Source organism: Deinococcus cellulosilyticus NBRC 106333 = KACC 11606 (assembly GCF_007990775.1).
Taxonomy (GTDB): domain Bacteria; phylum Deinococcota; class Deinococci; order Deinococcales; family Deinococcaceae; genus Deinococcus_C; species Deinococcus_C cellulosilyticus.
The window spans coordinates 80,024-101,545 of sequence record NZ_BJXB01000006.1 but is presented as its reverse complement, the minus strand read 5'-3'; the positions used below and the strand labels follow the sequence as shown (position 1 = coordinate 101,545).

Below are 21,522 nucleotides of genomic sequence, written 5' to 3'. Positions count from 1 at the left end.
CCGAGCCTCCCTGGATTCTCCGGGGAGGTTTTCTGGCTTTTGGTGGACCTCAGGATGTCCTGACAAGCTGGTGTGAACCTGTGGCCTGCCTCTGCAGTTTTTCCAGACGAGACAATGGCAGTCTGCTGCTTTCTGCCTTCTGCCTTCTGCCCTGAGTTCTCGGCATTTCATGTTAGATTGGAGCGTGATTTTCGACGCACATCTCGATCTGGCGTTCAACGCTGCCGAGGGCCGGGACCTGACCCGGCCTCTTCCCCAGTCCATGAATGGTGAGACCGCCATTGTGAATTTTGAGTCCCTGAAGCAGGCAGGGGTGCGGGCGTGCATGGGGACCCTGTGGGCCTATCCCAGAAGCACAGACCATCCTCAGGGGTACGTGACAGCACAGGAAGCCAGAACGCTTGCACTGGAGCAACTGGACCAGTACCTGCGCTGGCAGGACCAGGGGCACATCCGGCTGCTCACATCCGGCAGTGAACTGCTGGAGCACTGGAACAACCATGATGCAGATGCCCCTCTGGGGGTCATTCTGCTGATGGAAGGGGCCGACCCGATTGTGGACCCTGCGGACCTGCAGTTCTGGCACCGTGAAGGTCTCAGGGTGGTTGGGCTTGCCTGGGAGCGCACCCGCTATTCTGGGGGCACCAATGCCCCTGGTGGGCTGACGCCTGAGGGGGTTGAACTGGTCCATGCCATCAGGGACCTGAACCTGACGCTGGACGCCTCCCATCTGGCCGAGCAGGCATTCTGGGAGATGGTGGAGATCCACCAGAAGGTGATTGCCTCGCACTCCAATGCCCAGGCCCTCATTCCCACGGACCGCCAGCTTTCTGATGCCATGATCCGCAAAATTGGGGAAATGGACGGGATGATTGGGCTGGTGATGTTCAGTTCGTTCATCAAGAAGGGGTTCAAGCGCGGGATGCCCAAACAAGATGTGGGGTTTGCAGACCTGCTGGTGCATGCAGAGCACATTGCTGGCCTGATTGGCTGGAACCGGATCGGGCTGGGTTCGGATCTCGATGGTGGTTTTGGTCTGGAACGCACCCCCAGGGAACTGTTGCACCTGAAGGACCTTGAGCAGTTTTTTCAGCTGGTCCCTGAGCCTGCCAGAGCAGGCGTACAATTTCAGAACTGGTTGACCTGGCTGGCACGGTCGATCTGAGATGAACAGTTTGAAGCTGGACCCAAAAGATCCAGCTTCATTTTTTGTGCTCCAGAAAGGCCAGGATGGCTTCGGGTTGATTTTCGAGTTCCCCTTCAATGATGGCCTGCACGGCAAGTTGTTTCAGGCGTCCCACCTCCTGCCCCTGCACCTGAAACGCCTGCATGATGGTGTGTCCCGAGAGGGCAAGCTGCCTTTCATCGAAGGTGGCGACCAGGGGCATGTTCAGGGCTTCCTGACGGATGCCTGCGGACCACGTTTCAGGATCAAATCCTGCAGGAACAAGGTGGGCTGCCAGATCCGCTTCGCGCATGTCCAGTGCGTCTTCCCAGGCCTCTCCGAGATCGTTCATGAAACGGCGCAGGGCTTTGCGGCTCGGGTCGGTGGGGGGCCGCATGTGGTTGCGCACCAGTTTCCTGACGCTGTCAATCCAGTGGGTGGAGAATTTCAGGCGGGTGAGGATTTCCCGGGTCATGCGGGCACCCACATGCTCATGCTCGTAGAAGTGACCCACTCCATTTGCCCCTCTGGAAAAACAGGCCGGTTTGGCGATGTCATGGAAAAAGAGGGCCAGACGGGTGCGCAAAGAAAACCCTCTGCGCACAGCATGGTGTACGGCTGCAAAGATGTGCTCATCGACGGTGAACTGGTGGTGCGGGTTGTGCTGCTCAAAGCCGATGCATGGGGCAAACTCTGGAAAAATCCGGTCCAGAATGCCTGTGTCACGTGAAATCCGCAGTGCCCTGAGCACGGCGTCCGCATTCGGACAACGGAGAAGCCTCAGCCATTCTTCCTGCACCCGTTCTGGTGAGACCTGATCCAGCAGGTGGGCCTGTGTGGTCATGGTCTGCAGGGTTGCAGGCTCGATTTCAAAGTCCAGCTTTGCCACAAAACGAATGGCCCTCAGGAGCCTGAGGGGGTCCTGTTCGAAAATGACAGGGGAAGTCATGCGCAAAATGCGGTTCTGCAGGTCCTGGAGGCCTCCGGTGGGATCGACCAGACCGCTGGTGCTGCGGGCAAGGGCATTGATGGTGAAGTCCCGGTGACGCAGGTCGTCTTCCAGATCAAGACCGTTTCTGGGGAGGGCCACGTCAACGGTCTCCCCTTCCTGGGTCACTTTGAAGACCTCGAAAGAGGCACCCACCAGACCCACCTTGCCAGGGAGCACCTTCTTCAACTGTTCCTGACTGAGGCCCGTCACCAGCAGGTCACGGTCTTTTCCGGGGAGGCCAAGCAGCTCATCCCTGAGCGCCCCTCCAACCTGGTAACATCGGCCTCCGGCCTGTTCGATGGTGTGGATGATGGTCTTGACGGCGTCCATAACGATTCATTGTGGCAGGTTCTGCAGCTTTCCGCCTGTGCTGGATCAGTTAAGCACTTCTGCGTGGGTGGTGTTGCGGGACCCCAGCGTCGAGCCAATCGAGGCACCAATCACGCAGACAATGGCCATCCACTGGAGCAGGTTCAGGTGCTCTTTCAGGAAGACCATGCCCAGCACGGCAGCGATGGCAGGTTCAACGCTCATCAGGATGCCAAAAGTGCGCGCAGGCAGGGCTTTGAGGGCCACCATTTCAAGAGAATAAGGCAGGGCACTTGAAAGCACAGCAACAGCCAGACCTGTGAGCAAAATGGCAGGTTCCAGAAGGGCTGTTCCCGCAGTGAAAACCCCGATGGGAAAGGGGATGATGCAGGCAATCAGCATGCCTGCAGCCACAATCTGTCGGGACGAGGCCTGCTGGCTGACCTTCTGACCCATCACGATGTACAGGCCCCAGAAGACCCCTGCGATCAGGGCCCACATGACGCCGATGGGGTCCACATTGCTGCCGGGCGTCCAGGGAGAGATCAGCAGGATGCCCAGACCTGCAAGCAGTGCCCACAGGTAATCCAGGGGTTTTCGGGAACTGAGCACGGCAACCCCCAGGGGACCGATGAATTCCAGGGTCACGGCGAGGCCCAGAGGGAGACGCTCCACCGAGAGGTAGAAGGTCAGGTTCATCAGGCCCAGCACCAGACCATAAGGCAGGATGGCTCTCCAGGCTTCAAATTTCATCCCTCTGAGGGCCTTCTGGTGGATCAGGCCCAGCACCAGTGCAGCCAGAGCCAGCCTCAGACTGGTGGTGCCCATGGGGCCAATGGTGGCAAAGAGGGATTTTGCAAAAGCAGCCCCGGCCTGAATGGACAGCATGGCTGCAATGGCTGCCGGAACTGGTGGCAGAAAGGGGCGGGAAGCTGGGGTGGTCTGGGTCATTGGCACAACCTTTCCGGTCAGATCAGTAGAGCCCACTATAAGGGTGAGGGTCAGGAAAGTGAATCGGGACTTCTTGCGGTCTTGCAAAGGTGGATCGGGTTCTCCGATGGCGGTTCAACAGGACTGGATCATACCGATGAAGGTGGAGCATGGCACAGGTCCACTTGCCAGAAAACCGACAGGACCAGTCTGAGGTGCGGTTTGCTGGAAGGGGCAAGGACCTTGTTGGGATCTAAATTTGGATTGAATATATTTGTGAAATTTTTGTTTAACTTTTCCTCGTTTTCTTTTTTGGTTCCCTTTTTCATGACATCCGCCAGATGATCAGAATCCAGTCTGCCACATGGTTTACGTTCTGATCAGAACAGAACATGTAAAATGGTGGGGTGCGTCTTGACGACCTTCCCGTATTGCCCCTAGAACCCGGCGTGTACATCTTCCGCAAGGAAGACACCATCATTTATGTCGGGAAAGCCAAAGTCCTGAGAAACCGTGTCACCAGCCATTTCAAGGCCGGGGGCAAGAGTGGAAAAATCACCGAAACCGCCACCAGTCTGGATTTCATTGTCACCCGCAATGAAATGGAAGCCCTGGTCCTAGAAGCCAATCTGATCAAGCAGCACCGTCCCCATTACAACGTGCTGCTAAAAGACGACAAACATTATCCTTTCCTGAAACTCACTGCCGAGCAGTATCCCACCTTGCTTGTGACACGCAGGGTCATCAAGGATGGGGGTTCCTACTATGGGCCTTATCCTGATGCGAGCGCCGTGCACCGGGTGAAGAACCTGATTGATGGGATGTTTGCCCTGCGCAAAAACAGTGGTTATCCCATGCAGAAGAAAAACCGTCCCTGCCTGAATTACCACATGGGAAGGTGTCTGGCCCCCTGCGTGAACCGTGCGGACAAAGCCCAGTATGACCGCATTGTTGAAGACGTGAAAGCTTTGCTGGAAGGCAAGGTGGCCCGGGTCACCGAGTCCCTGAAAGACCAGATGCGTGAGGCTGCCAAAAGACAGGATTTTGAGATGGCCGGGCACATCCGCGACCGCATTCAGGCTGTGGAGAAACTGTTTGGAGCAGAGCAGCACGCCATGACCATGACCCTTGAAGACCTGGATTTCCTGGGATTCGCTGTGGCAGGTGAGTACGCAATGGTGCAGGTGTTCCGCATGCGGGCAGGCCGTGTGATCGGACGGGACAAGCGTTTCCTGTCCGGAGCGGCAGAATCCACCCCGGAAGAAATCCTGACCGCGTTTCTGCAGGACTACTACACCCAGGCCACCCACATTCCCCCCCTGATTCTGCTGCCCACCGAACTTGAGGACCAGGAGTTGTGGGCCGATTTCCTGTCCAAAAAGGTGGACCGCAGAATCGAACTGCGCATTCCTCAGCGGGGCGACAAGACCGATCTGGTGGACATGGCCCAGCGCAACGCCCAGAACAGTCTGGAATCCGAACTCTTGCTGCTGGAAAAACGGGGGGACCATCCGGGCCTCGAAGCCCTGCGAGAGGTTCTGGCTCTGCCAGACAGACCGTGGAGGATCGAGGGATACGACAACAGCAACCTTTTTGGGACCCACATTGTTTCCGGAATGGTGGTGTTTGAGGGGGGCCGTTCCCGCAAAGGCCAGCACCGCAGGTTCAAGGTGCAGGGTCTGGAACACCCCGACGATTACACCAGCATGCGCCAGACCATTTACCGCAGGTTCACAGGGTCTCTGTCAGACAAGTTGCCCCTCCCGGACCTGATGCTGATTGACGGGGGCCGGGGTCAGGTGAATGCTGCACTGGACGCCCTGAAGGAAGCCGGGATCAAAGTGCCTCTGGTGGGCCTCGCCAAACGGGAAGAAAGGATCATCCTGCCTTCCCTTTACGGAGCACAGTGGTGGCTGGAAACGGGTACGGAAGTGGGGAAAAACCGGGAATTGCTGCTCTCAGAGACCCATCCGGCCCTGCGCATGCTGATTGCGGTGCGAGATGAGGTGCACAATTACGCCATCACCTACCACCGCAAACTCCGTGGGGAGAGCATGTTCAAGAGCATCTTCGATGACCTGCCTGGAATTGGCAAAAAACGCCAGGAGGCCCTGCTGGAGCACTTCACCAGCATGGCAGATCTGGAGGCGGCTTCTGTGGAGGAGATTGCCCGGGTGCCCGGGGTGGGCATGGGGGCAGCGAAGTCCATCAAGACCTATCTGGAGGCCCTGAATCAGAACAGTGGGTGAAGAATTTCCACAGGTTTGGTGTGTCACCTGTCCAGATTTTCCTGTTAAACTCTCTGTATGCTGATTTTTGCCAACGTTGCCCTGGAGGCCAATGGTCCCATCGGCCTGGATGTGATCAATGTGACCCACATTCAGTTGCTGCGGGACCTTGGGGAAGGCTGCCTGCAGGTGCATCTCTCCAGTGGACGGATTGTGTACCTCTATGAGAATGTCGATCATTTCGTGGAGCGTGCCAACCGTCTCTTGCGTTTGATTCACACCGATACGGGCATCACCCTGATGAAACCCGACTCGCTGTAGCTTTGCCATTGGTGTTACCACAGTAGTAGTAACAAATGGTTCCAGGTCATGTTAGACTGCAGACATGACCTGGAACCCTGATCAATACCTCAAATTTCAAGCCGAGCGGGAAGCACCTTTTTACGACCTGATTTCCCACCTGAAACCTGTTGAGCGTCCATCCATCATCGACCTGGGCTGCGGACCGGGAAACCTCACAGTGAAACTGCTGGACCGTTTTCCAGATGCCCGGGTGCTGGGGATTGACTCCAGCCCAGAAATGCTGGTCAAAGCCGCAGGACTTGCCACCGAACAGGTGCAGTTTGCCATGCAGGACCTCAGGGAGGTGCAAGGTGAACATGACATCGTGTTCTCCCATGCGGTGCTGCAATGGTTGCCGGACCATCCAGGCGTCCTCCAGCACATGTGGAACCTGCTCAAACCCGGAGGGCAGCTTGCAGTACAGCTCCCCAGCAACTTCGACCACGCCACCCACCGCATTGCCCGAGAACTTGTCCAGAAAGACCCCTACCGGGAGTTTGTGAGCCCGGAAGGTGCACACCGCAATGTCCTCCCCCTTGATCAGTATGCAGAAGTGCTCTACGCCCTGGGAGGGCAGGACATCCAGTGCTACCAGAAGGTCTACCCCCATGTGGTCCCTGGAGCAGAAGGCATGCTGGAATGGGTGAAAGGCACCCTGCTGGTCCCGATTCTGGGCAGCCTTCCTGAAGAGCTGAAAGAGTCCTTCCTGATGGACATGCTCTCAGAACTGAAGGTGCTTTATCCTGGCGATCAGGTCTTCTATGGGTTCAAACGGACCCTGCTCTACGCTCAGAGATCTTCCTGAGACCAGTTTTCCAGATGGTATTCGTGAATGTCGGCCAGCGGCACTTTCCCTGAATTCAGGGCCGTCTGGCCGGTTCTGTGGTACACCACGGTTCCCCTGTAAAGGTGGGTGTCCGTGCTGATCTCGACGAAAGCCCTCTGCACCGGATGCTTCTGCTGAAAAGGCTTGCTGGTCACTTCCCCTTCAATTTGCTGGAGCTCCAGCACACGGGGCTTGCGGGTCCATTCCCAACCATGCTGGAAAAACAGTTCACCCTCCAGAATCTGCGCAAAAGGTGACAGGCCCATGTATCCACGCAGGTGGCCACGCACGGCATCCAGAGGGCCCTCCTGCTTCAGGATCTGGATTGCCTTCTCCTGGTCCAGAAACCCCCACGAACGGCCTTCTGGCAGGTCCAGCAGGGTTGGGGCAAAACGGTGCCCACCAATGTGACAGGCCCGCCAGATCTGGGTGTGTGCAGAGGCCTGGGAACGCAAGTGACGGTAAATCGGGTACCCCAGCTTTCCACAGGCTGAGTCGTGACTGCCATGGGTGCAGACCAGCAGCATCCGTTCAGGAGCCTCCACCTCCCAGGGAGAGAGGGTGCCCCAGTCTTCCTGCAGCAGGGCAATAAAAGCCTCTTCCAGATTGGCTTCGGTGATCATGAAGGCCTGGGGGTGCATGCCACTGTCTGTCCAGTTCAACCGGGCAGCAAACACGTAGCCCGGTCGGGTGTAGACAGGGTCGGGATTCAGGGTGAGGATGGTCGGGGCGGGTTTCAGGGAACGCACCACCTCCTGCACCTCTGCAGACATGTGCTCAATTTCCCGAAACTGCTTCCAGCGCGACTGCGGCAGGGCCAGCAGGACCAGGGCACTCGGTGTGGAGGCACTGCCCAGAGGGTTCTCACCGAGTTCTCGCGCAGTGATGGCACACAACTGATAATGGCTCACGGTTTCACCCTACAGGAGTTGGGGTACAGGCACAAGGGCGCAAAGCAACAGACAGGGCACAGACAGACAGCTACAATCAGGAACAACTGGAGAAAAGAATCATGAAAGCACACATTCAACTGGATTTTCAGGCTTCACCCGAAGAGCGCCTGCGAAAAGGTCAGGAGTTGAGAGGCAACTTTGACCTGCAGGCCCTTAGAGATTTCAGGCCCGATCGCCACAACAAAACCGCATTGGCCCTGTTTCAGGACTCTGACTCCACCCGATTGAAAAAGTACATCCCCATCCGGTATGGTCGCATGCTGGAAAGTGCATTTGCCACCTTCAGGGGAGGTGCAGCCGTGATGGCCCGCGATCTGGCCCATCTGCCCCGCTCTGGCGTGCAGGTGCAGCTTTGCGGGGACACCCACCTGGGGAACTTCGGCCTGTACGCCTCTCCCGAGCGGCACATGATGTTCGACCTGAATGACTTCGATGAGACCCTGCCGGGACCTTTCGAGTTCGATCTGTACAGGCTCACCGCAAGTTGCGCTGTGGCCGCCCTGCATCTGGGGTTTGCAGAAAGCACCGCCCGCAACATTGTGCAGGCTGCCCTGCAAAGTTACCGGGAACACACCGCTGATTTTGCAAAGATGGGACATCTGGAGGTGTGGTACCACCACATTGGCACCACAAGGGTCATGGACATGCTGGATGAGGCGAGGGACCATATGCGCAAAAGTGTGCGCAAAGCTGAAGACAAGACCTCCCAGACTGCAGTGGAGAAAATGGCCCTCTGGACAGCATCAGGATGGAAATTCAAACCTGACCCTCCGAAGATCGAGCCTGTGGACAACCGCACCTTGCATCTGAGCCTCCAGCATTTTTTCAGCACCTATCTGGAGAGCCTTCCCGATGACCGGCATTTTCTGCTCAGCAAGTACACCTTTGTGGATGCCGCCTTTCGCCTCACAGGTGTGGGCAGCGCAGGCAGACAGGCGTACCTCGCACTGATGCAAGGCCAGGACCGCAAAGACACCCTGCTGCTGCAACTCAAACAGGCCTTTCCGAGTGTGCTGGAAGAAGCTCTGGGCCAGAGTGCATACAGCCACCACGGTCAGCGGGTGGTCGCTGGACAGAAACTGATGCAGGCCAACAGTGACATCTTTCTGGGATGGAGCACCTTCCGGAACCGCAATTTCTACGTTCGGCAGCTCAGGGACCGCAAAGGCAGCATCGACATCAATGACCTCAGTGCACAGGACCTCAAAGAGTACAGCGAACTGTGCGCCTATGTCCTTGCCCGTGCCCATGCGCGCAGTGGTGATGCCGCTCTGATCTCTGGATTTCTGATGGAAGAAACTGCCTTTGATGAAGCACTGGCAAACTTTGCACTGCGTTATGCAGAACTGAACCAGGCAGACCATGACCAGCTGCTCAAAGCCGCACATGCGGGTGAAATCCCTGTTGAGTGGGGGATCTAAAAGGTACACTGACAACATGATCCTTCAGCACTTCAGTCAGGCCCTTTACACCATGCCTTTTGTGCAGGCCTGCCTGTGGGCTCTGGTGTGGAACATCCTGATTGTGCTGGTCAGTGTTGTCGCAGGTGAGGTGATCATTCGGCTCAACCGCAATCACCGCGTGGCAGAGGTTCCACCTCCTCTGACTGTGACGGAAGTGATGCTGGCCTGTTCGACGGTCCTGCTCAACACCCTGATCACTGCTGTGGGACTGTGGATGTGGAGACATGGCTGGATTGAAACCGTGCCTGCCACTTTCTTGCGGGTCCTGCTGGATTTCGTGGTGTTCTTTCTGGGCATGGATCTGGGAATGTATGTGCTGCACCGCATCGCCCACCATCCGAAAATCTACCCCTGGGCCCACCTGACCCATCACAAATACGAAAATCCCAGACCCCTCACCCTGTTTGTGCTGAACCCGCTGGAAGTGCTGGGATTCGGACTGTTGTGGCTTATCGCAGTCTGGATCTATCCAGCGACCATCGAAGGCATGGTGCTGTACCTGACCTTCAATGTGGTCTTTGGTCTGCTCGGGCATGTTGGGGTGGAGCCTTTTCCACTGGCCTGGATCAAAAGACCTGTGCTGAAAGAGATTTCCACCAGCACCTTTCATGCCGAGCACCATCAGGACGCCCACCACAATTACGGATTCTACACCCTGATCTGGGACAGGCTCTTTGGGACCCTCTCCCCTGTTTATGAGGAGGATTTCCAAAAAGCTGCCTCCAGAAAACCATAAAAACCACTCCGAATTGGAGTGGTTTTCTGAGAAAGTGTGGTTCACATTTCGCTGGGAACACCAATGCCAAGTGCACCCAGCACCTGCTCAAGGGTTTTGCGGACGCGCAACACGATGTTCAGACGGGCTTCTCTGAGGCCAGCGTCTGCATCGATCACCCGGGTGGCGGGTTTGCCGTCTTTGTCTTTCTTGTTGTACCAGCCGTTCAGTTCCGTTGCCAGATCCAGGGCATATTGCACCAGATGGTGTGGGCTGGTGTCCCGCACACACATGTCCAGGACCTCAGGGTAGCGGGCCACCGACTTGAGCAGGGCAAGTTCATGGTCGGTGACTTTGCTGTAATCTGCACCCTCCAGGGACAGGCCTGCCTCCTGGGCTTTTTTGAGGATGGTCTGTGCCCGAACCGCTGCGTACTGAACATAAGGAGCAGTGTCCCCGTTGAGTGCCAGTGCAGCTTCCCAGCGGAAATCAATCTGGCGACCCGGTTCGGATTTCAGCATGGAGAAACGCAGGGCACCCAGGCCCACTTTTTCGGCAACCTCTTCAGGGTTCTGGTAGCGTTCAATGTCCTTGAGGGCAGCTTTGGCGCGGGTTCTGGCTTCTTCAAGCACCTCATCTACAGAAACCGTGATTCCTTTGCGGCCAGAGATGGTTTGACCTTCCAGAAGCACCGTTTCATAGGCAAGGTGGAAACTGTTTTCATAGGCTTCCTGATGTCCTGCAATGGCCAGTGAGGTTTTCACCACGGTCTGCGGGAACTTCTGGCGTGCATCAATGACATTGATCACGCGGGTGGCGTGGGCAAAATCAGCGGGTTTCCCCTGAGGATGGGTGGTGTACAGGGTTTTGCCACTGGGTTCAGTGGTGAAAGGTTTGTATTCCAGCCCCTCAAACAGCCCGAATTTCCAGAACTGCTGTGCGATGTCCTTGGCGGTGTAGGTGGCTGTGCCGTCCGAGCGGATCAGAACGAGGTTGGGATCTTCGAGTCCGGGAATGAAACTGGACACGTCCATCACGAAGCAGCCAGCGTATTTGCCCTCGGTGGGGTGGGAGCAGTAAGGGCTCTCTTCCAGTATTTTCATGGCCTTGGCGAGGAAACCGCTGCCCACGATGTCGGACTCCCACACCAGCAGGTCGTACTCTGCACCCAGAGCATGACAGGTTTCGAGGTGGGCGTGCAGCACCTCTTCGATTTCTTCCCGCAGTTCTCCGGCTTCCAGTTTGTGCATGACCTCCCGGATGCCGGGTTCGAGGTCGGCTTTCTGGGGGTCAGCATTCAGGCGCACATAGAGTTCACCAAGCCAGTGGTCGTACTTGGGTTCACCCATGTAGGACGCACCGTAGTGCTCTCTGGCAAACAGGCTCTCTGCAGCCTGTCTGCCGGTGTCATCGATGTAGTTCTGGACCTCCACCTGATAACCATTGGCCCGGAAGATGCGGGACATGGCGTCTCCGAGCACCACGTTGCGCAGGTGCCCGACGTGCAGTTCCTTGTTGGGGTTCACGGAGGTGTGCTCGATCAGGACCTTGCCTTCGCGGGCAGGGGGCACGAAGTCCTCTTCAGTGAGGCCCCGCACATAACTGGGGACATCCACAAAGAAGTTGAGGTAGGGTCCCACATTTTCAGCGCGGGCGATGCCCACGGGAAGCTGAATGCTGTCTTTGATTTCGGCTGCAATCTGAACCGGATTTTTCTTGAGTGCTTTGGCCAGCTGGAAGGCCACCGGGGTCCCGTAATCGCCGGGTTTGTCGGCGGGGGTTTCCTGGATTGCCACCTCGATTTCGAGCCCATGGTGGGCGATGGCCTGTTGTACGGCGCTTCTCAGCGCATCTTTGAGGTTCATACCGGATTATCTTATACCGATTTTCCCACCGGATGCCTCAATGTGCTTACCTGCCGTGTCACAGTGACGTACCTGCAAGCTCAAGGTTTTCTGAAGACCGCCTGAGGAAAAGTTGGAAGATTTCTTACTGTCTTTTGTTATGCTGCTCTCATGAAACGGATGCTTTTATTTTCAGCTGTTGCCCTGTCCCTGAGTTCCTGCACCCTGATTGTCTCCGATGACGATTACACCCCTGTTGCACGCCCCGGCAATGTGAAAGTCTGGTATTGCCCCAGCAACCAGCGCACCTATGACTTCTCCTTCCAGGTGGACCGCGCCATCTCCAGTTACGAAGCCCTGCTGGTCTCCAAAGGGGGAAGCGCCAACCCCAACACTGCCCTGGGGTCCACCAAGATTTACCTGCGGAGCCCTGAATCAGGCACCTTCAGGAATTCTGTGACCTACAACCAGGATCAGGTGGGGGTCACCAAGCTCAGCATCATCGTGAAGCCCAGTGAGCCCAATTACGACCTGTATGTGAGGGCCACCGCAGCAGGATCTGGCGAGACCTCCAGCTTTGTGCGGGCCAGCAGTTACGTGCAGGACTGCCGCTGACCAGAGCTGTCAGCTTTCAGCGATCAGCCATCAGCAAAAAAAAAGCTTTGAGCATAGGCATCAGGCCCTGAAAAAATCTCTGCTGCGCCAGAGAATCAACCTTCTGTTTTTCTGGCTGAAGTGAAGACACACCTGTGTTCTGGTGCTGACCACTGAAAGCTGATGGCTTCCTGCAGCGATACCGCCCATTCAGCGACTTTATCTTCACCCTGGCTGCTTGAGACATCCATCACAAGGAACTGTTATACTCTGGGTATCATGCAAGATACCCAGAGAATCTATGTTTCATGGATGAATCTCCTCGGCTGGATGCAGGAACTTTCCCAGGAACTGGGCCTGAACTTTGTGAAGGTGTCTGATTTCCCGGATTACATCTACCGCATGGAACGCAAGTATGACCTGCCCACCATCATCCAGAGTGCCTCTGTGCAAAATGCACGAGGGGAAACCCTGCTGCTTGCCGCAGTCAGCCCCAGACACGTCGAAGACAAGGGCATCAGCCTGAGGCTCCTGGGGGGCAGCAAACACTGGCACCTGCACGAGCACCACGGGGACCTGCTGGAAGGAAAACGCCCTTTCACCCGGGAGCGCCTGCGGGAGCTGCTGGAAAAAGCCCGGGACAGCGCAAACGCAGCCTGAGCCCTGACTCCTCTCCCCCTGACAGATGGACTTGTCAGGGGGGTCACTTTTTGCTCTGATATGGAGGTGCCTCGACTTGCCCTTCTTCTTCCGGCCCTGCTTGGCGGATCTGCCCTCACAAAACCCCTTCCTGCACCCGTTGAACTGTATGTGCAGTCCGGGCAGATTGCCACTCCCTCTCCACTTGCGAAATACGAGCCTCCTGCAGGATGCTATGTGGGCATCTGGGCCGATCTGAATTCTCCTGCCGGGCAGGCAGATCTGGAGCAGGTGAACCGGGCAGTGGGGTCCCATGCGGTGTACTTCAGGTACAATTTTTTCCGCAAACCTGAAAACAGCAATCCCTGGTCTCCTTTTTTTCCTGCAGCTTTTGTTCAGAAGCTCGCAGGAGACACTGCGGCCATTCATCTCGCTGTTGAGCCACGCATTCCCTTGAAAGAAGTGACAGAGGATCTGGTGCGCGAGTGGGCAAGACAGGCCAGAAACATGAACCAGCCGATTTTCATGCGCTGGGCCTCAGAATTCAATGATTCGGTGAACAACTGGAGCAAGGACCCTGCCCTGTACCGGGAGAAGTTCCGCATGGTTGCCCGCATCATGCATGAAGAGGCCCCCAACGTGGCGATGGTCTGGACCCCGATGGCTTTCACGGACATCAAGAGCGTGATCGATTATTATCCAGGTCAGGAATTTGTGGACTGGGTGGGGATCACCCTTTACAGCAAGTACTACTGGAATGGAGATCCTGCAAAAGTCACGGTGAACATGCTGCCCACAGAGCGGCTGGAGACCCTGTACCACACTTTTTCGGGTCGGCATCCCATTCAGGTCTCGGAATATGCAGCAGAGCACCACAGTGCATCGAGCAGCAGGGATCTTTCTGCTTTTGCCACATCCAAGATGCAGCAGTTCTATTTCAACATCATGCTGAAATATCCGCGCATCAAGAACATCAACTGGCTGAACTTCGACATGACTGCAGCAGATGAATACAAAGGGTATGCAGTGACCAGACGGGCCAATTACAACCTGCTCAAAAGCAGCAGTGTCCTGAAGACCTACCAGCACATCCTCAGTGAACCCTATTTCCTGAAGACATTTCGTGCGGCATCGAAGTACAGTTATGTGCCGTTTCCGAACACCACAGGGAAAGACGTGCAGGTGCTCAGTTACGTGGGAGATGCCCGGGTGAGCAGTGTGCGGTATTTTCTGGATGGCGTACTGGTGCAGAAAAGCACGGTGGCCCCTTACCGGATTCAGCTCAGGAACCTGAAAACCGGCAGGCACATCCTCAGGGCCGTTGCCAATGTGGGCCGTCCGGTCGAGCAGACTTTCATGGTCCGCTGACGTAAAAGAGCTGAAAGCTGGTGTACCCGATCAGGATGCCAAGCAGCAGTCCAATGGCGACTTCCAGGTAGGTGTGCCCGAGCAGCACCCTCAGGGGCTGTGGGGCGAAACCTTCCCGGACCAGTTCCCGGATTTCCACCATCAGTTCGTTCAGCAGTCGGGCCTGCATGCCTGCAGACCGCCGCACTCCGGTGGCGTCGTACATCACGATGCTGGAGAAGACCACTGCAACAGCAAATATGGGACTGCCCACCCCGTGCGTGTAGCCGATTCCGGTGCAGAGGGCTGCAACCAGGGCTGTGTGGCTGCTGGGCATCCCTCCGGTCTCCATGAACAGGCCAGGACGCCAGCGTTTCTCCAGGATGAGGGCCAGCAGCACCTTGATCAGCTGGGCAATGATGGCAGCGGCAAATCCTGTCCACAGCCACAGGTTGTTCAGCAACTCCTGCATCATCCCCTCTGGCGTTCTGCAGCCAGCACGGTGTTCAGCATGAGCTGGGCCACGGTCATCGGGCCGATGCCTCCCGGGACCGGAGTGAGGGCCGAGGCAACATTTCGGACTTCTGGAGTGACATCCCCAACCAGTTTTCCATCCACGCGGTTGACCCCGACATCGAGCACCACGGCCCCCTCTTTCACCATGACTGGCGTGATGGTGCCGGGCCTGCCCACCGCAGCGACCAGAATGTCTGCCTGAAGGGTGATCTCCGGGAGGTTCACGGTTCTGCTGTGGGCAACAGTGACCGTGGCATCTCTGGACAGCATCAGGGCAGCAAGGGGTTTGCCCACGATGTTGCTTCGACCCACGATCACCACTTTCTTGCCAGCAAGTGAAATCTGGTGGTGGTCGCACAGGGCCAGAATGCCCGCTGGGGTACAGGGGAGCAGTGCTTCCTGCCCAAGCCACAGTTTTCCCACGTTCTCAGGATGAAAGCCATCCACATCCTTGAGGGGTGAGGTGTGTTCAATGACCTTCTGGGCGTTGATGTGTTTCGGGAGGGGAAGCTGCACCAGAATGCCGTGGGCATCTTCTGAAGCATTCAGGCGGTCAATCAGGGCCAGCAGTGCAGCCTCACTGGTGTCTTCAGGCAGCACATGCATGGTGGAACGCAGACCGATTTCCTGGGCTTTTCTGTCCTTGAGGCGCACATAACTGACGCTTGCAGGGTCCTCTCCGAGCCGGATCACATGCAGGTGGGGCACAAAAGGAAGCTGCTCCATGCGCTGCACGGCCTGACGGAGCAGGCTTTCAGCGGCAGGAGCGCCTTTCAGTTCGATCACTGCTCTTCACCCTCGGAGTGTTCCACGTCGCGGGTCTGCACAGGTCTGGGGACGCTGCCGTCCTGCAGGCCTTTTGCGAGTTTGTCCAGCACGCTGTTCACAAAGCGTCCTGATTCGTCGGAGCCGAAACGGCGGGCCATGCGGATGGCGCTCTCAATCACCACTGGGGGATCGGTGCGGAAGAAGATCATCTCGGTTGCGGCAATTCGCAGCACGTTCACGTCGGTCTGGGGCATCTGGGAGAAGGTCCACCCGGTGATGCTCATCTTGAGGGCCTGGTCCACACCGTCCTTGTTGCGGTCAAAGGTCAGGGCGAGGTCCTCGGCGAACTGTTCGGCTTCGGGGGTGAGTTCGGGGTACACTTCGCTGTCTCCCTGCCTGGAGGCGGCCAGCACGCGGGAGAAGGTGTCTTGCATGTCCTGCTTGCCCTGTTCGGCTTCGAAGATCACCCGGAAAGCGAATTCACGGGAGTTTCTGCGGGAACCGGTGGGCTGGTTTTTCTGTCTGCGGGTTTGATCTGACATTCACTTTCCTTTTCACACGTCAGACCCGTGAGCTTGTGGCCCACGGATCTGTGTGCAGAGCATCACTCTACAACGCTTTGAACGGTGACATTCACGGCACGGACCTTCAGTCCGGTCATGAGTTCAATGTTTTCGGCCACGCTGCGCTGCACTTCGGAACACAGTTTGAGCAGGTTGGCCCCATAACTGATGGTGAGGCCCAGATCCAGGCTGACCTGGTCCTGTTCACGGTCCACCTTGATGGTTTTGGTGGGGGACTTCACTCCACTGACATTCTGCAAGGTGAAGCCAGCGATGCCGATAATCACGTCTTTTGAGATGTTTAGCATGAGACCTCCCGTGTCTGAAGCGTTCAGCATGATCCCCAGATCACTGTTGTGGCCGGAGTCTTTGTGCATCAAGACTGGCGTACTTCTACCGTAATCCAGTCTAGCATTTTATCCCTGTTTTCTGAGAGGACGTTACACATACCCCCTTGGGGTATCATTGTTTTATGGACGACCCGAAAAAGAAGATCCTGAACCGCCTGAACCGCCTGGAGGGCCAGATTCGCGGCCTGCAGAAAATGATCGAGGAGGAGCGCTCTTGCACCGAAATCCTGACTTTGCTCTCGGGCATTCGCAGTGCTCTGGGAGCCACTGGAGATTTGATCATGGAGAAGTACCTCACCGAGTGTCAGGCTTCTGGTGAGGCCACTCCTGCAGACATCGTCAAGGTGATGAAGCTGCTCAGGGGTTAAGCAGCCATTGACGTATACCCCCGGGGGGTATACTTTGAAGGAATGAACATGTACCAGGACATCTTCCCGAACGAAGTGGAAAGCTGGCTCCAGAAAGGAGCGCAAATCATTGATGTGAGAGAACCCGACGAGTTTCACCAGGGGCACCTGCCAGGAGCCCGCAACATCCCTCTGGGCGTCCTCACCCAGCATGCCCCGTCCCTTCAGGCACCTGTTGTGGTGGTCTGTCAGTCTGGAGGCAGAAGCCAGATGGCCAGCGAGCATCTCGCCCAGGTCCTGGAGGGTCCAGTTCTGAACCTGATGGGAGGCACCCTGGGCTGGAAACGCCAGGGTTACCGGGTTGAAGCTCCCTGAAACATTCTCAGGGAAAAAGGAGGTCTCTCAGGGCAAGTGAGAGACCTCCAATTCTGTTGCCTGATGGATTTCAGGATTTCACGGGTTCGGTCACCTGATCTGGCCGCCCCAGTTTGAAGGTGGTGTACCCTCCATCCAGATTTCGCACCTCATGGCCCAGTTGCCTGAGCAGGCGTGTGGCAAGGTACCCTCTGAGGCCCACCTGACAGTAGGCTGTAATGGGACCAGCAGGAAGCTCCTGGTGGCGGCTTCTCAACTGGTTCAAGGGGATGTTGATGGCTCCCCTCAGATGGCCTCTCGTGTATTCATGGGGATCGCGCACGTCCAGCAAGATGTCTTCAGGGTTCACTTCATGCCACTGGACTGTGGGCAGCCCTTCCAGCAGGTTTTCTGCCATGTAACCCAGCATGTTCACCGGGTCTTTTGCGCTGCTGTAGGGAGGAGCGTAGGCGAGTTCCAGATCGCTGAGTTCATCGGCCAGGATCCCTCCACGAATGGCTGTGGCGATCACATCGATGCGCTTGTCTGCACCTTCTTTACCGATGGCCTGGGCACCATAAATCTCCCGGGTGGTTCGGTTGAACAGGAGTTTCAGGCTGAGGGTTTCTGCACCCGGGTAATAACTGGCATGAGAGCTTGCATGGGTATGGACAACAGCGAAGGGTCGGCCGCTTTTTTGAAGCTGTTTTTCATTCAGTCCTGTGGTGGCGACCGTCAGATCAAACACTTTGACAATGGCTGTCCCCAGTTGATGCCCCACATGAATGGTTCTGCCCGAGATGTGGTCCGCGATCAGCCTTCCCTGCCGATTTGCAGACCAGGCCAGAGGAATCAGGCCCGCCTCTCCTGCAAGGTTGATTTTCTCAATGGCGTCTCCAACAGCGTAAATATCAGGATCACTGGTCTGGAGGGTGTCCGATTCCAGAATTCCTCCACGCTCACCGAGCTTCAGGCCAGCGTCTTTCGCCAGGGCCACTTCCGGTTTGACCCCAATGGCAAGAATGATCAGGTCTGCCGGGATTGTCTCTCCAGATTTGAGAACAACGCGCTTTCCCTGATCCTCAATGCTATGGAGGGCATCCATCAGGTGCAGTTTGATTCCCTGTTTGACCACTTCCTTCTGGACCAGGGCGGCCATTTCTGGATCAAGGGGGGCCAGAACCTGGGGTCCAGCTTCCACCACATGCACTTTGAGGCCACGGTGCACCAGATTCTCAGCCATTTCCAGACCAATGAATCCTCCGCCAATCACCACCGCCTGTTCTGCCCTGCTGTTTTCGAGGTGTCTGTTGATGCGGTCCATGTCCGGGATGTTCCGCAGGGTGAGGGCATGCTCGATTCCCGGGAGAGGGGGGCGAATCGGGCTTGCCCCTGGACTGAGGATCAGGCGGTCGTATTTCTCCTCATAAGTCTTGCCTGACCGCAGGTCCTTGAGCACCACAATGTGCTCCTCTGGATTCACCTTGAGGGCTTCGGTCTGAATCCGCACATCAAGGTTGAAGCGGGCATGCAGGGATTCAGGGGTCTGCAGAAGCAGTTTCTCTCGTTCTTCAATGGTGCCTCCGATGTGGTAAGGCAAGCCACAGTTGGCGAAGGAAACGTGGGGACCTCTTTCGATCACCACAACCTCTGCTTTTTCGTTCAGTCGTCTGAGGCGTGTTGCAGCGGACATTCCACCTGCCACCCCTCCAATGATCAGCACTTTCATGCCTTGATTATATACCCCCAGGGGGTATTTTGCCAGAGTCAAAAAACAGGCCTCTGTTCAGGGCCTGTCAAAGGGTGAGTCAGCACAGCATTCAGCTGCGCTGTGCAATCAGGGTTTCCAGTGCAGCTTCATCAATGACTTTGACCCCAAGCTGGGTGGCTTTCTCCAGTTTGGAACCTGCATCTTCTCCTGCCAGCACATAGTCGGTTTTTTTGGTGACACTGCCAGTGACCCTGGCACCCAGACGCTCCAGACGCTTCTTGACGTCATCTCGGGGCTGCGAGAGGCTCCCGGTGATCACAAAGGTCAGTCCTGCAAGCTCTTCCCCTGCCGCTTCAAAAGTGCTCTTGAAGTTGAGGCCATATCCTCTCAGGCGCTCAATGAGCTCTCGCATGTTGGGGTCCTGCAGAGAGTGGTAGACACTTTCAGCAATGCGGTCTCCCAGGCCAGGAATGTTGCAGAGGGTGACTTCGCTGGCGTTCAGCAAGGCGTCCAGATCCGGAAAGTGTTTTTCCAGCAACTCTGCGTTGCGGGCACCCACATAGCGAATGCCCAGACCAAAAATCAGGCGGCTGAGAGGGCGGGTTTTGCTTTCCTCAATTTGCTGCAGGAGTTTGGTGGCGTTCTTCTCCCCCATCCGTTCGATTTGCAAGAGGGTGTCCATGTTGAGGGCGTACAGATCAGCAACGCTGGTCACACGGCCCGAGTTGACCAGTTGTTCCAGCGTTTTCTCGCCCATTCCGGCAATGTCCATCGCACCTTTGTGAATGAAGTGCAAGATGCGCTGGTAGGACTGGGACGGACACTCTGGATTCACACAGTAGGTGTCGGCGTTTTCAGGGTCGCGGGTGACCGGATGGTGACAGACCGGGCATTCTTTTGGGAACTGGAAAGGCACTGCACCTTCTGGACGGAGCTCCTTGACGACCCGCACGATTTCCGGGATGACTCCACCAGCTTTGCGAATCACCACAGTGTCGCCCAGATGCAGATCCAGGTCTTTGATGAAATCCTCGTTGTGCAGCGTGGCACGGGCAACGGTGGAACCCTCCACATCCACGGGGTCGAGCACCGCCAGAGGGGCCAGTTTTCCGGTGCGGCCCACATTGATCTGGATGTCCTGCAAAACCGTGCGGGCTTCTTCCACCGGGAACTTGTAGGCAATGGCCCATCTTGGAGCACGGGAGGTGAAACCCAGTTCGTTCTGCAGGTCGAAACGGTCCACCTTGACCACAGTTCCGTCTGCATCCACAGGGAAGTTCGGACGCTCCTGAATCATCTCGCGGTGGTAGGCAGCAGCTTCACTCCAGCCTCTGGCATGCTTAGAGTAGGGATTGGTCTGGAAACCGTGGTCCTGCAGCCACTTCAGCAATTCGCCCTGGGTGTGGACGGCAAGGCCTTCGGTGCTGCCCAGTGCATAAAAATTCACTTGCAGCTTGCGGCTTGCGGTCACACTGGCGTCTTTCTGACGCAAAGAACCTGCTGCAGCATTTCTGGGGTTCTTGAAGACCGTGCCCCCAAGTTCTTCCGCTTCAGCATTGAGGCGCAGGAACTCCTCCTTGGTCATGAAGACCTCTCCCCGCACTTCGAGGTGCTCTGGCACCCCTTCGAGCTTTCTGGGAATGCCTGGAATGGTCAGGAGATTTGCGGTCACGTCCTCACCAATCACCCCATTGCCCCGGGTGGCGGCCCAGGTCAACTGTCCGTTGTGGTAATAAACGTTGATGCTCAGACCATCAATCTTGAGCTCACAGGTGTAATCGTAAGACTGGCCGGACGTCCCGAGCACCCTGTTGATGCGGTCCTCAAAAGACTGCAAGTCAGAATCATCGAAGGCGTTGTCCAGACTGGTCATGCGGTGCAGGTGCTGGATCGGGGCGAAAGGAGAACGGGCCAGCAGAGCGTCCTGCTGGGCATCATCAATGTCTGCCCCGACATTCTGGGTGGGGCTCTCTGGCACGATCCATTCCGGGTGCTGTTCCTCCAGGCTGCGGAGTTCGCGCATCAGGAGGTCATATTCGGCATCGCTGACGGAGGGGTTGTCTTCCAGATAATAACGGCGGTTATGCTCCTGAATCTCGTTCACGAGGGACAAATAGCGTTCCTGGTTGCTCATACTCCTCCATTATATTCTGTTTTGAGCGAAAAAGGTGCAGGTGGGTGGGGGAACGGATGCGAGATTGCTGCCACGCCAGTAGGATTGGAAAAGCGGTCAGCACAACAACTCCACTTCGCTTTCACTTCAGTCAGACATTGCGGCTGCTTTCCAGGACAATTCAAATTTGGCTCTGGCATGAGCACCAGAAGTCTTTTGCTGATGGCTGACCGCTGAGAGTTGACTGCTCAGGACCACCAAGGCCAGACCTCCAAACAGCCTGACCCTGTTTTCCGAACGTCACACGTTTGACGTAAATGACACAAAAAGCAGCATTTCCCGAAGATTTTCAGATATTCTCTACCCAAACTCTTACTTTCTCCTTACATATGAAGCTTTTATCGGAACAATCGACAGAAACCCTAAACCGGTGCATCGGGTACAAACTCTTGCC

At 56.5% G+C, this 21,522-nt stretch carries 21 protein-coding genes; 11 read left to right on the top strand and 10 right to left on the bottom strand.

Features of this window, described 5'->3' with window-relative positions:
* Window positions 1–169: 169 nt before the first annotated feature.
* Complete coding sequence (locus DC3_RS08395) at window positions 170–1,165, top strand: dipeptidase (protein WP_146883901.1); 996 nt, start codon at window positions 170–172, stop codon at window positions 1,163–1,165.
* A gap of 37 nt (window positions 1,166–1,202) precedes the next feature.
* Here the strand turns inward: DC3_RS08395 and DC3_RS08390 are convergent, their stop codons facing one another.
* Together DC3_RS08390 and DC3_RS08385 are read right to left on the bottom strand one after the other, a co-directional pair.
* The gene (locus tag DC3_RS08390) at window positions 1,203–2,486 is read right to left on the bottom strand and encodes a CCA tRNA nucleotidyltransferase (RefSeq protein WP_146883900.1); all 1,284 of its coding nucleotides are present in this window, start codon (window positions 2,484–2,486) and stop codon (window positions 1,203–1,205) included.
* A 45-nt stretch (window positions 2,487–2,531) separates the two neighbouring features.
* Window positions 2,532–3,416, bottom strand: coding sequence for an EamA family transporter (locus DC3_RS08385; protein ID WP_246130604.1), 885 nt, complete (start codon window positions 3,414–3,416; stop codon window positions 2,532–2,534).
* 386 nt (window positions 3,417–3,802) lie between these two features.
* Between DC3_RS08385 and uvrC the strand changes: the two genes are divergently transcribed.
* The 3 genes from uvrC (at window position 3,803) to DC3_RS08370 (ending at window position 6,770) form a co-directional block, all read left to right on the top strand.
* Window positions 3,803–5,644 (top strand): excinuclease ABC subunit UvrC, encoded by a 1,842-nt coding sequence (uvrC, locus tag DC3_RS08380; RefSeq protein ID WP_146883899.1) that lies wholly within the window; start codon window positions 3,803–3,805, stop codon window positions 5,642–5,644.
* A 57-nt stretch (window positions 5,645–5,701) separates the two neighbouring features.
* Window positions 5,702–5,944, top strand: a complete 243-nt coding sequence (locus DC3_RS08375) for a hypothetical protein (protein WP_146883898.1) — start codon at window positions 5,702–5,704, stop codon at window positions 5,942–5,944.
* Between the two features lie 64 nt (window positions 5,945–6,008).
* Entirely contained in the window at window positions 6,009–6,770 is a 762-nt protein-coding gene (locus tag DC3_RS08370) for a methyltransferase domain-containing protein (protein ID WP_146883897.1), read from the top strand.
* On the opposite strand, the gene DC3_RS08365 is transcribed toward DC3_RS08370, so the two are convergent.
* A complete protein-coding gene (locus DC3_RS08365) occupies window positions 6,755–7,702 on the bottom strand; it encodes a sucrase ferredoxin (RefSeq protein ID WP_146883896.1) in 948 nt (315 codons plus the stop codon). The genes DC3_RS08370 and DC3_RS08365 overlap by 16 nt on opposite strands.
* Window positions 7,703–7,803: 101 nt before the next feature.
* Here DC3_RS08365 and DC3_RS08360 point away from each other — a divergent pair, with 101 nt between their 5' ends.
* Entirely contained in the window at window positions 7,804–9,165 is a 1,362-nt protein-coding gene (locus DC3_RS08360; RefSeq protein WP_146883895.1) for a DUF2252 domain-containing protein, read from the top strand.
* A 16-nt stretch (window positions 9,166–9,181) separates the two neighbouring features.
* Window positions 9,182–9,943, top strand: coding sequence for a sterol desaturase family protein (locus DC3_RS08355; RefSeq protein ID WP_146883894.1), 762 nt, complete (start codon window positions 9,182–9,184; stop codon window positions 9,941–9,943).
* 41 nt (window positions 9,944–9,984) lie between these two features.
* Here DC3_RS08355 and DC3_RS08350 read toward each other — a convergent pair whose 3' ends face one another.
* Complete coding sequence (locus DC3_RS08350; protein WP_146883893.1) at window positions 9,985–11,787, bottom strand: arginine--tRNA ligase; 1,803 nt, start codon at window positions 11,785–11,787, stop codon at window positions 9,985–9,987.
* Window positions 11,788–11,937: 150 nt separating this feature from the next.
* Between DC3_RS08350 and DC3_RS08345 the strand changes: the two genes are divergently transcribed.
* The 3 genes from DC3_RS08345 (at window position 11,938) to DC3_RS08335 (ending at window position 14,367) form a co-directional block, all read left to right on the top strand.
* Entirely contained in the window at window positions 11,938–12,381 is a 444-nt protein-coding gene (locus DC3_RS08345; protein WP_146883892.1) for a hypothetical protein, read from the top strand.
* Window positions 12,382–12,639: 258 nt separating this feature from the next.
* Window positions 12,640–13,020, top strand: a complete 381-nt coding sequence (locus DC3_RS08340) for an NADH-quinone oxidoreductase subunit 15 (RefSeq protein ID WP_146883891.1) — start codon at window positions 12,640–12,642, stop codon at window positions 13,018–13,020.
* Between the two features lie 66 nt (window positions 13,021–13,086).
* On the top strand, window positions 13,087–14,367 hold the full coding sequence (locus tag DC3_RS08335) for a glycosyl hydrolase (protein ID WP_186815915.1): 1,281 nt from the start codon (window positions 13,087–13,089) through the stop codon (window positions 14,365–14,367).
* Here the strand turns inward: DC3_RS08335 and DC3_RS08330 are convergent.
* The 4 genes from DC3_RS08330 to DC3_RS08315 form a co-directional block, all read right to left on the bottom strand.
* Window positions 14,354–14,818, bottom strand: a complete 465-nt coding sequence (locus tag DC3_RS08330; RefSeq protein ID WP_146884026.1) for a divergent PAP2 family protein — start codon at window positions 14,816–14,818, stop codon at window positions 14,354–14,356. The genes DC3_RS08335 and DC3_RS08330 overlap by 14 nt on opposite strands.
* Window positions 14,818–15,648, bottom strand: coding sequence for a bifunctional 5,10-methylenetetrahydrofolate dehydrogenase/5,10-methenyltetrahydrofolate cyclohydrolase (locus DC3_RS08325; protein WP_146883889.1), 831 nt, complete (start codon window positions 15,646–15,648; stop codon window positions 14,818–14,820). Before DC3_RS08325 ends, DC3_RS08330 begins: the two co-directional genes overlap by 1 nt.
* Window positions 15,645–16,172 carry a transcription antitermination factor NusB gene (nusB, locus tag DC3_RS08320; RefSeq protein ID WP_146883888.1) on the bottom strand — a complete coding sequence of 176 codons (528 nt, stop codon included), beginning with the start codon at window positions 16,170–16,172 and terminating at the stop codon, window positions 15,645–15,647. Before nusB ends, DC3_RS08325 begins: the two co-directional genes overlap by 4 nt.
* Before the next feature lie 62 nt (window positions 16,173–16,234).
* Window positions 16,235–16,501 (bottom strand): Asp23/Gls24 family envelope stress response protein, encoded by a 267-nt coding sequence (locus DC3_RS08315; RefSeq protein ID WP_246130602.1) that lies wholly within the window; start codon window positions 16,499–16,501, stop codon window positions 16,235–16,237.
* A gap of 164 nt (window positions 16,502–16,665) precedes the next feature.
* Here DC3_RS08315 and DC3_RS08310 point away from each other — a divergent pair, with 164 nt between their 5' ends.
* Both DC3_RS08310 and DC3_RS08305 read left to right on the top strand, forming a co-directional pair.
* A complete protein-coding gene (locus tag DC3_RS08310) occupies window positions 16,666–16,911 on the top strand; it encodes a metal-sensitive transcriptional regulator (protein WP_146883887.1) in 246 nt (81 codons plus the stop codon).
* Window positions 16,912–16,953: 42 nt separating this feature from the next.
* Window positions 16,954–17,265: a rhodanese-like domain-containing protein gene (locus tag DC3_RS08305; RefSeq protein WP_146883886.1), complete on the top strand. Its 312-nt coding sequence runs from the start codon at window positions 16,954–16,956 to the stop codon at window positions 17,263–17,265.
* A gap of 70 nt (window positions 17,266–17,335) precedes the next feature.
* Here DC3_RS08305 and DC3_RS08300 read toward each other — a convergent pair whose 3' ends face one another.
* A complete protein-coding gene (locus DC3_RS08300) occupies window positions 17,336–18,973 on the bottom strand; it encodes an FAD-dependent oxidoreductase (RefSeq protein WP_146883885.1) in 1,638 nt (545 codons plus the stop codon).
* A 91-nt stretch (window positions 18,974–19,064) separates the two neighbouring features.
* A complete protein-coding gene (gene ligA, locus DC3_RS08295; protein ID WP_146883884.1) occupies window positions 19,065–21,089 on the bottom strand; it encodes an NAD-dependent DNA ligase LigA in 2,025 nt (674 codons plus the stop codon).
* Between the last annotated feature and the right edge of the window lie 433 nt (window positions 21,090–21,522).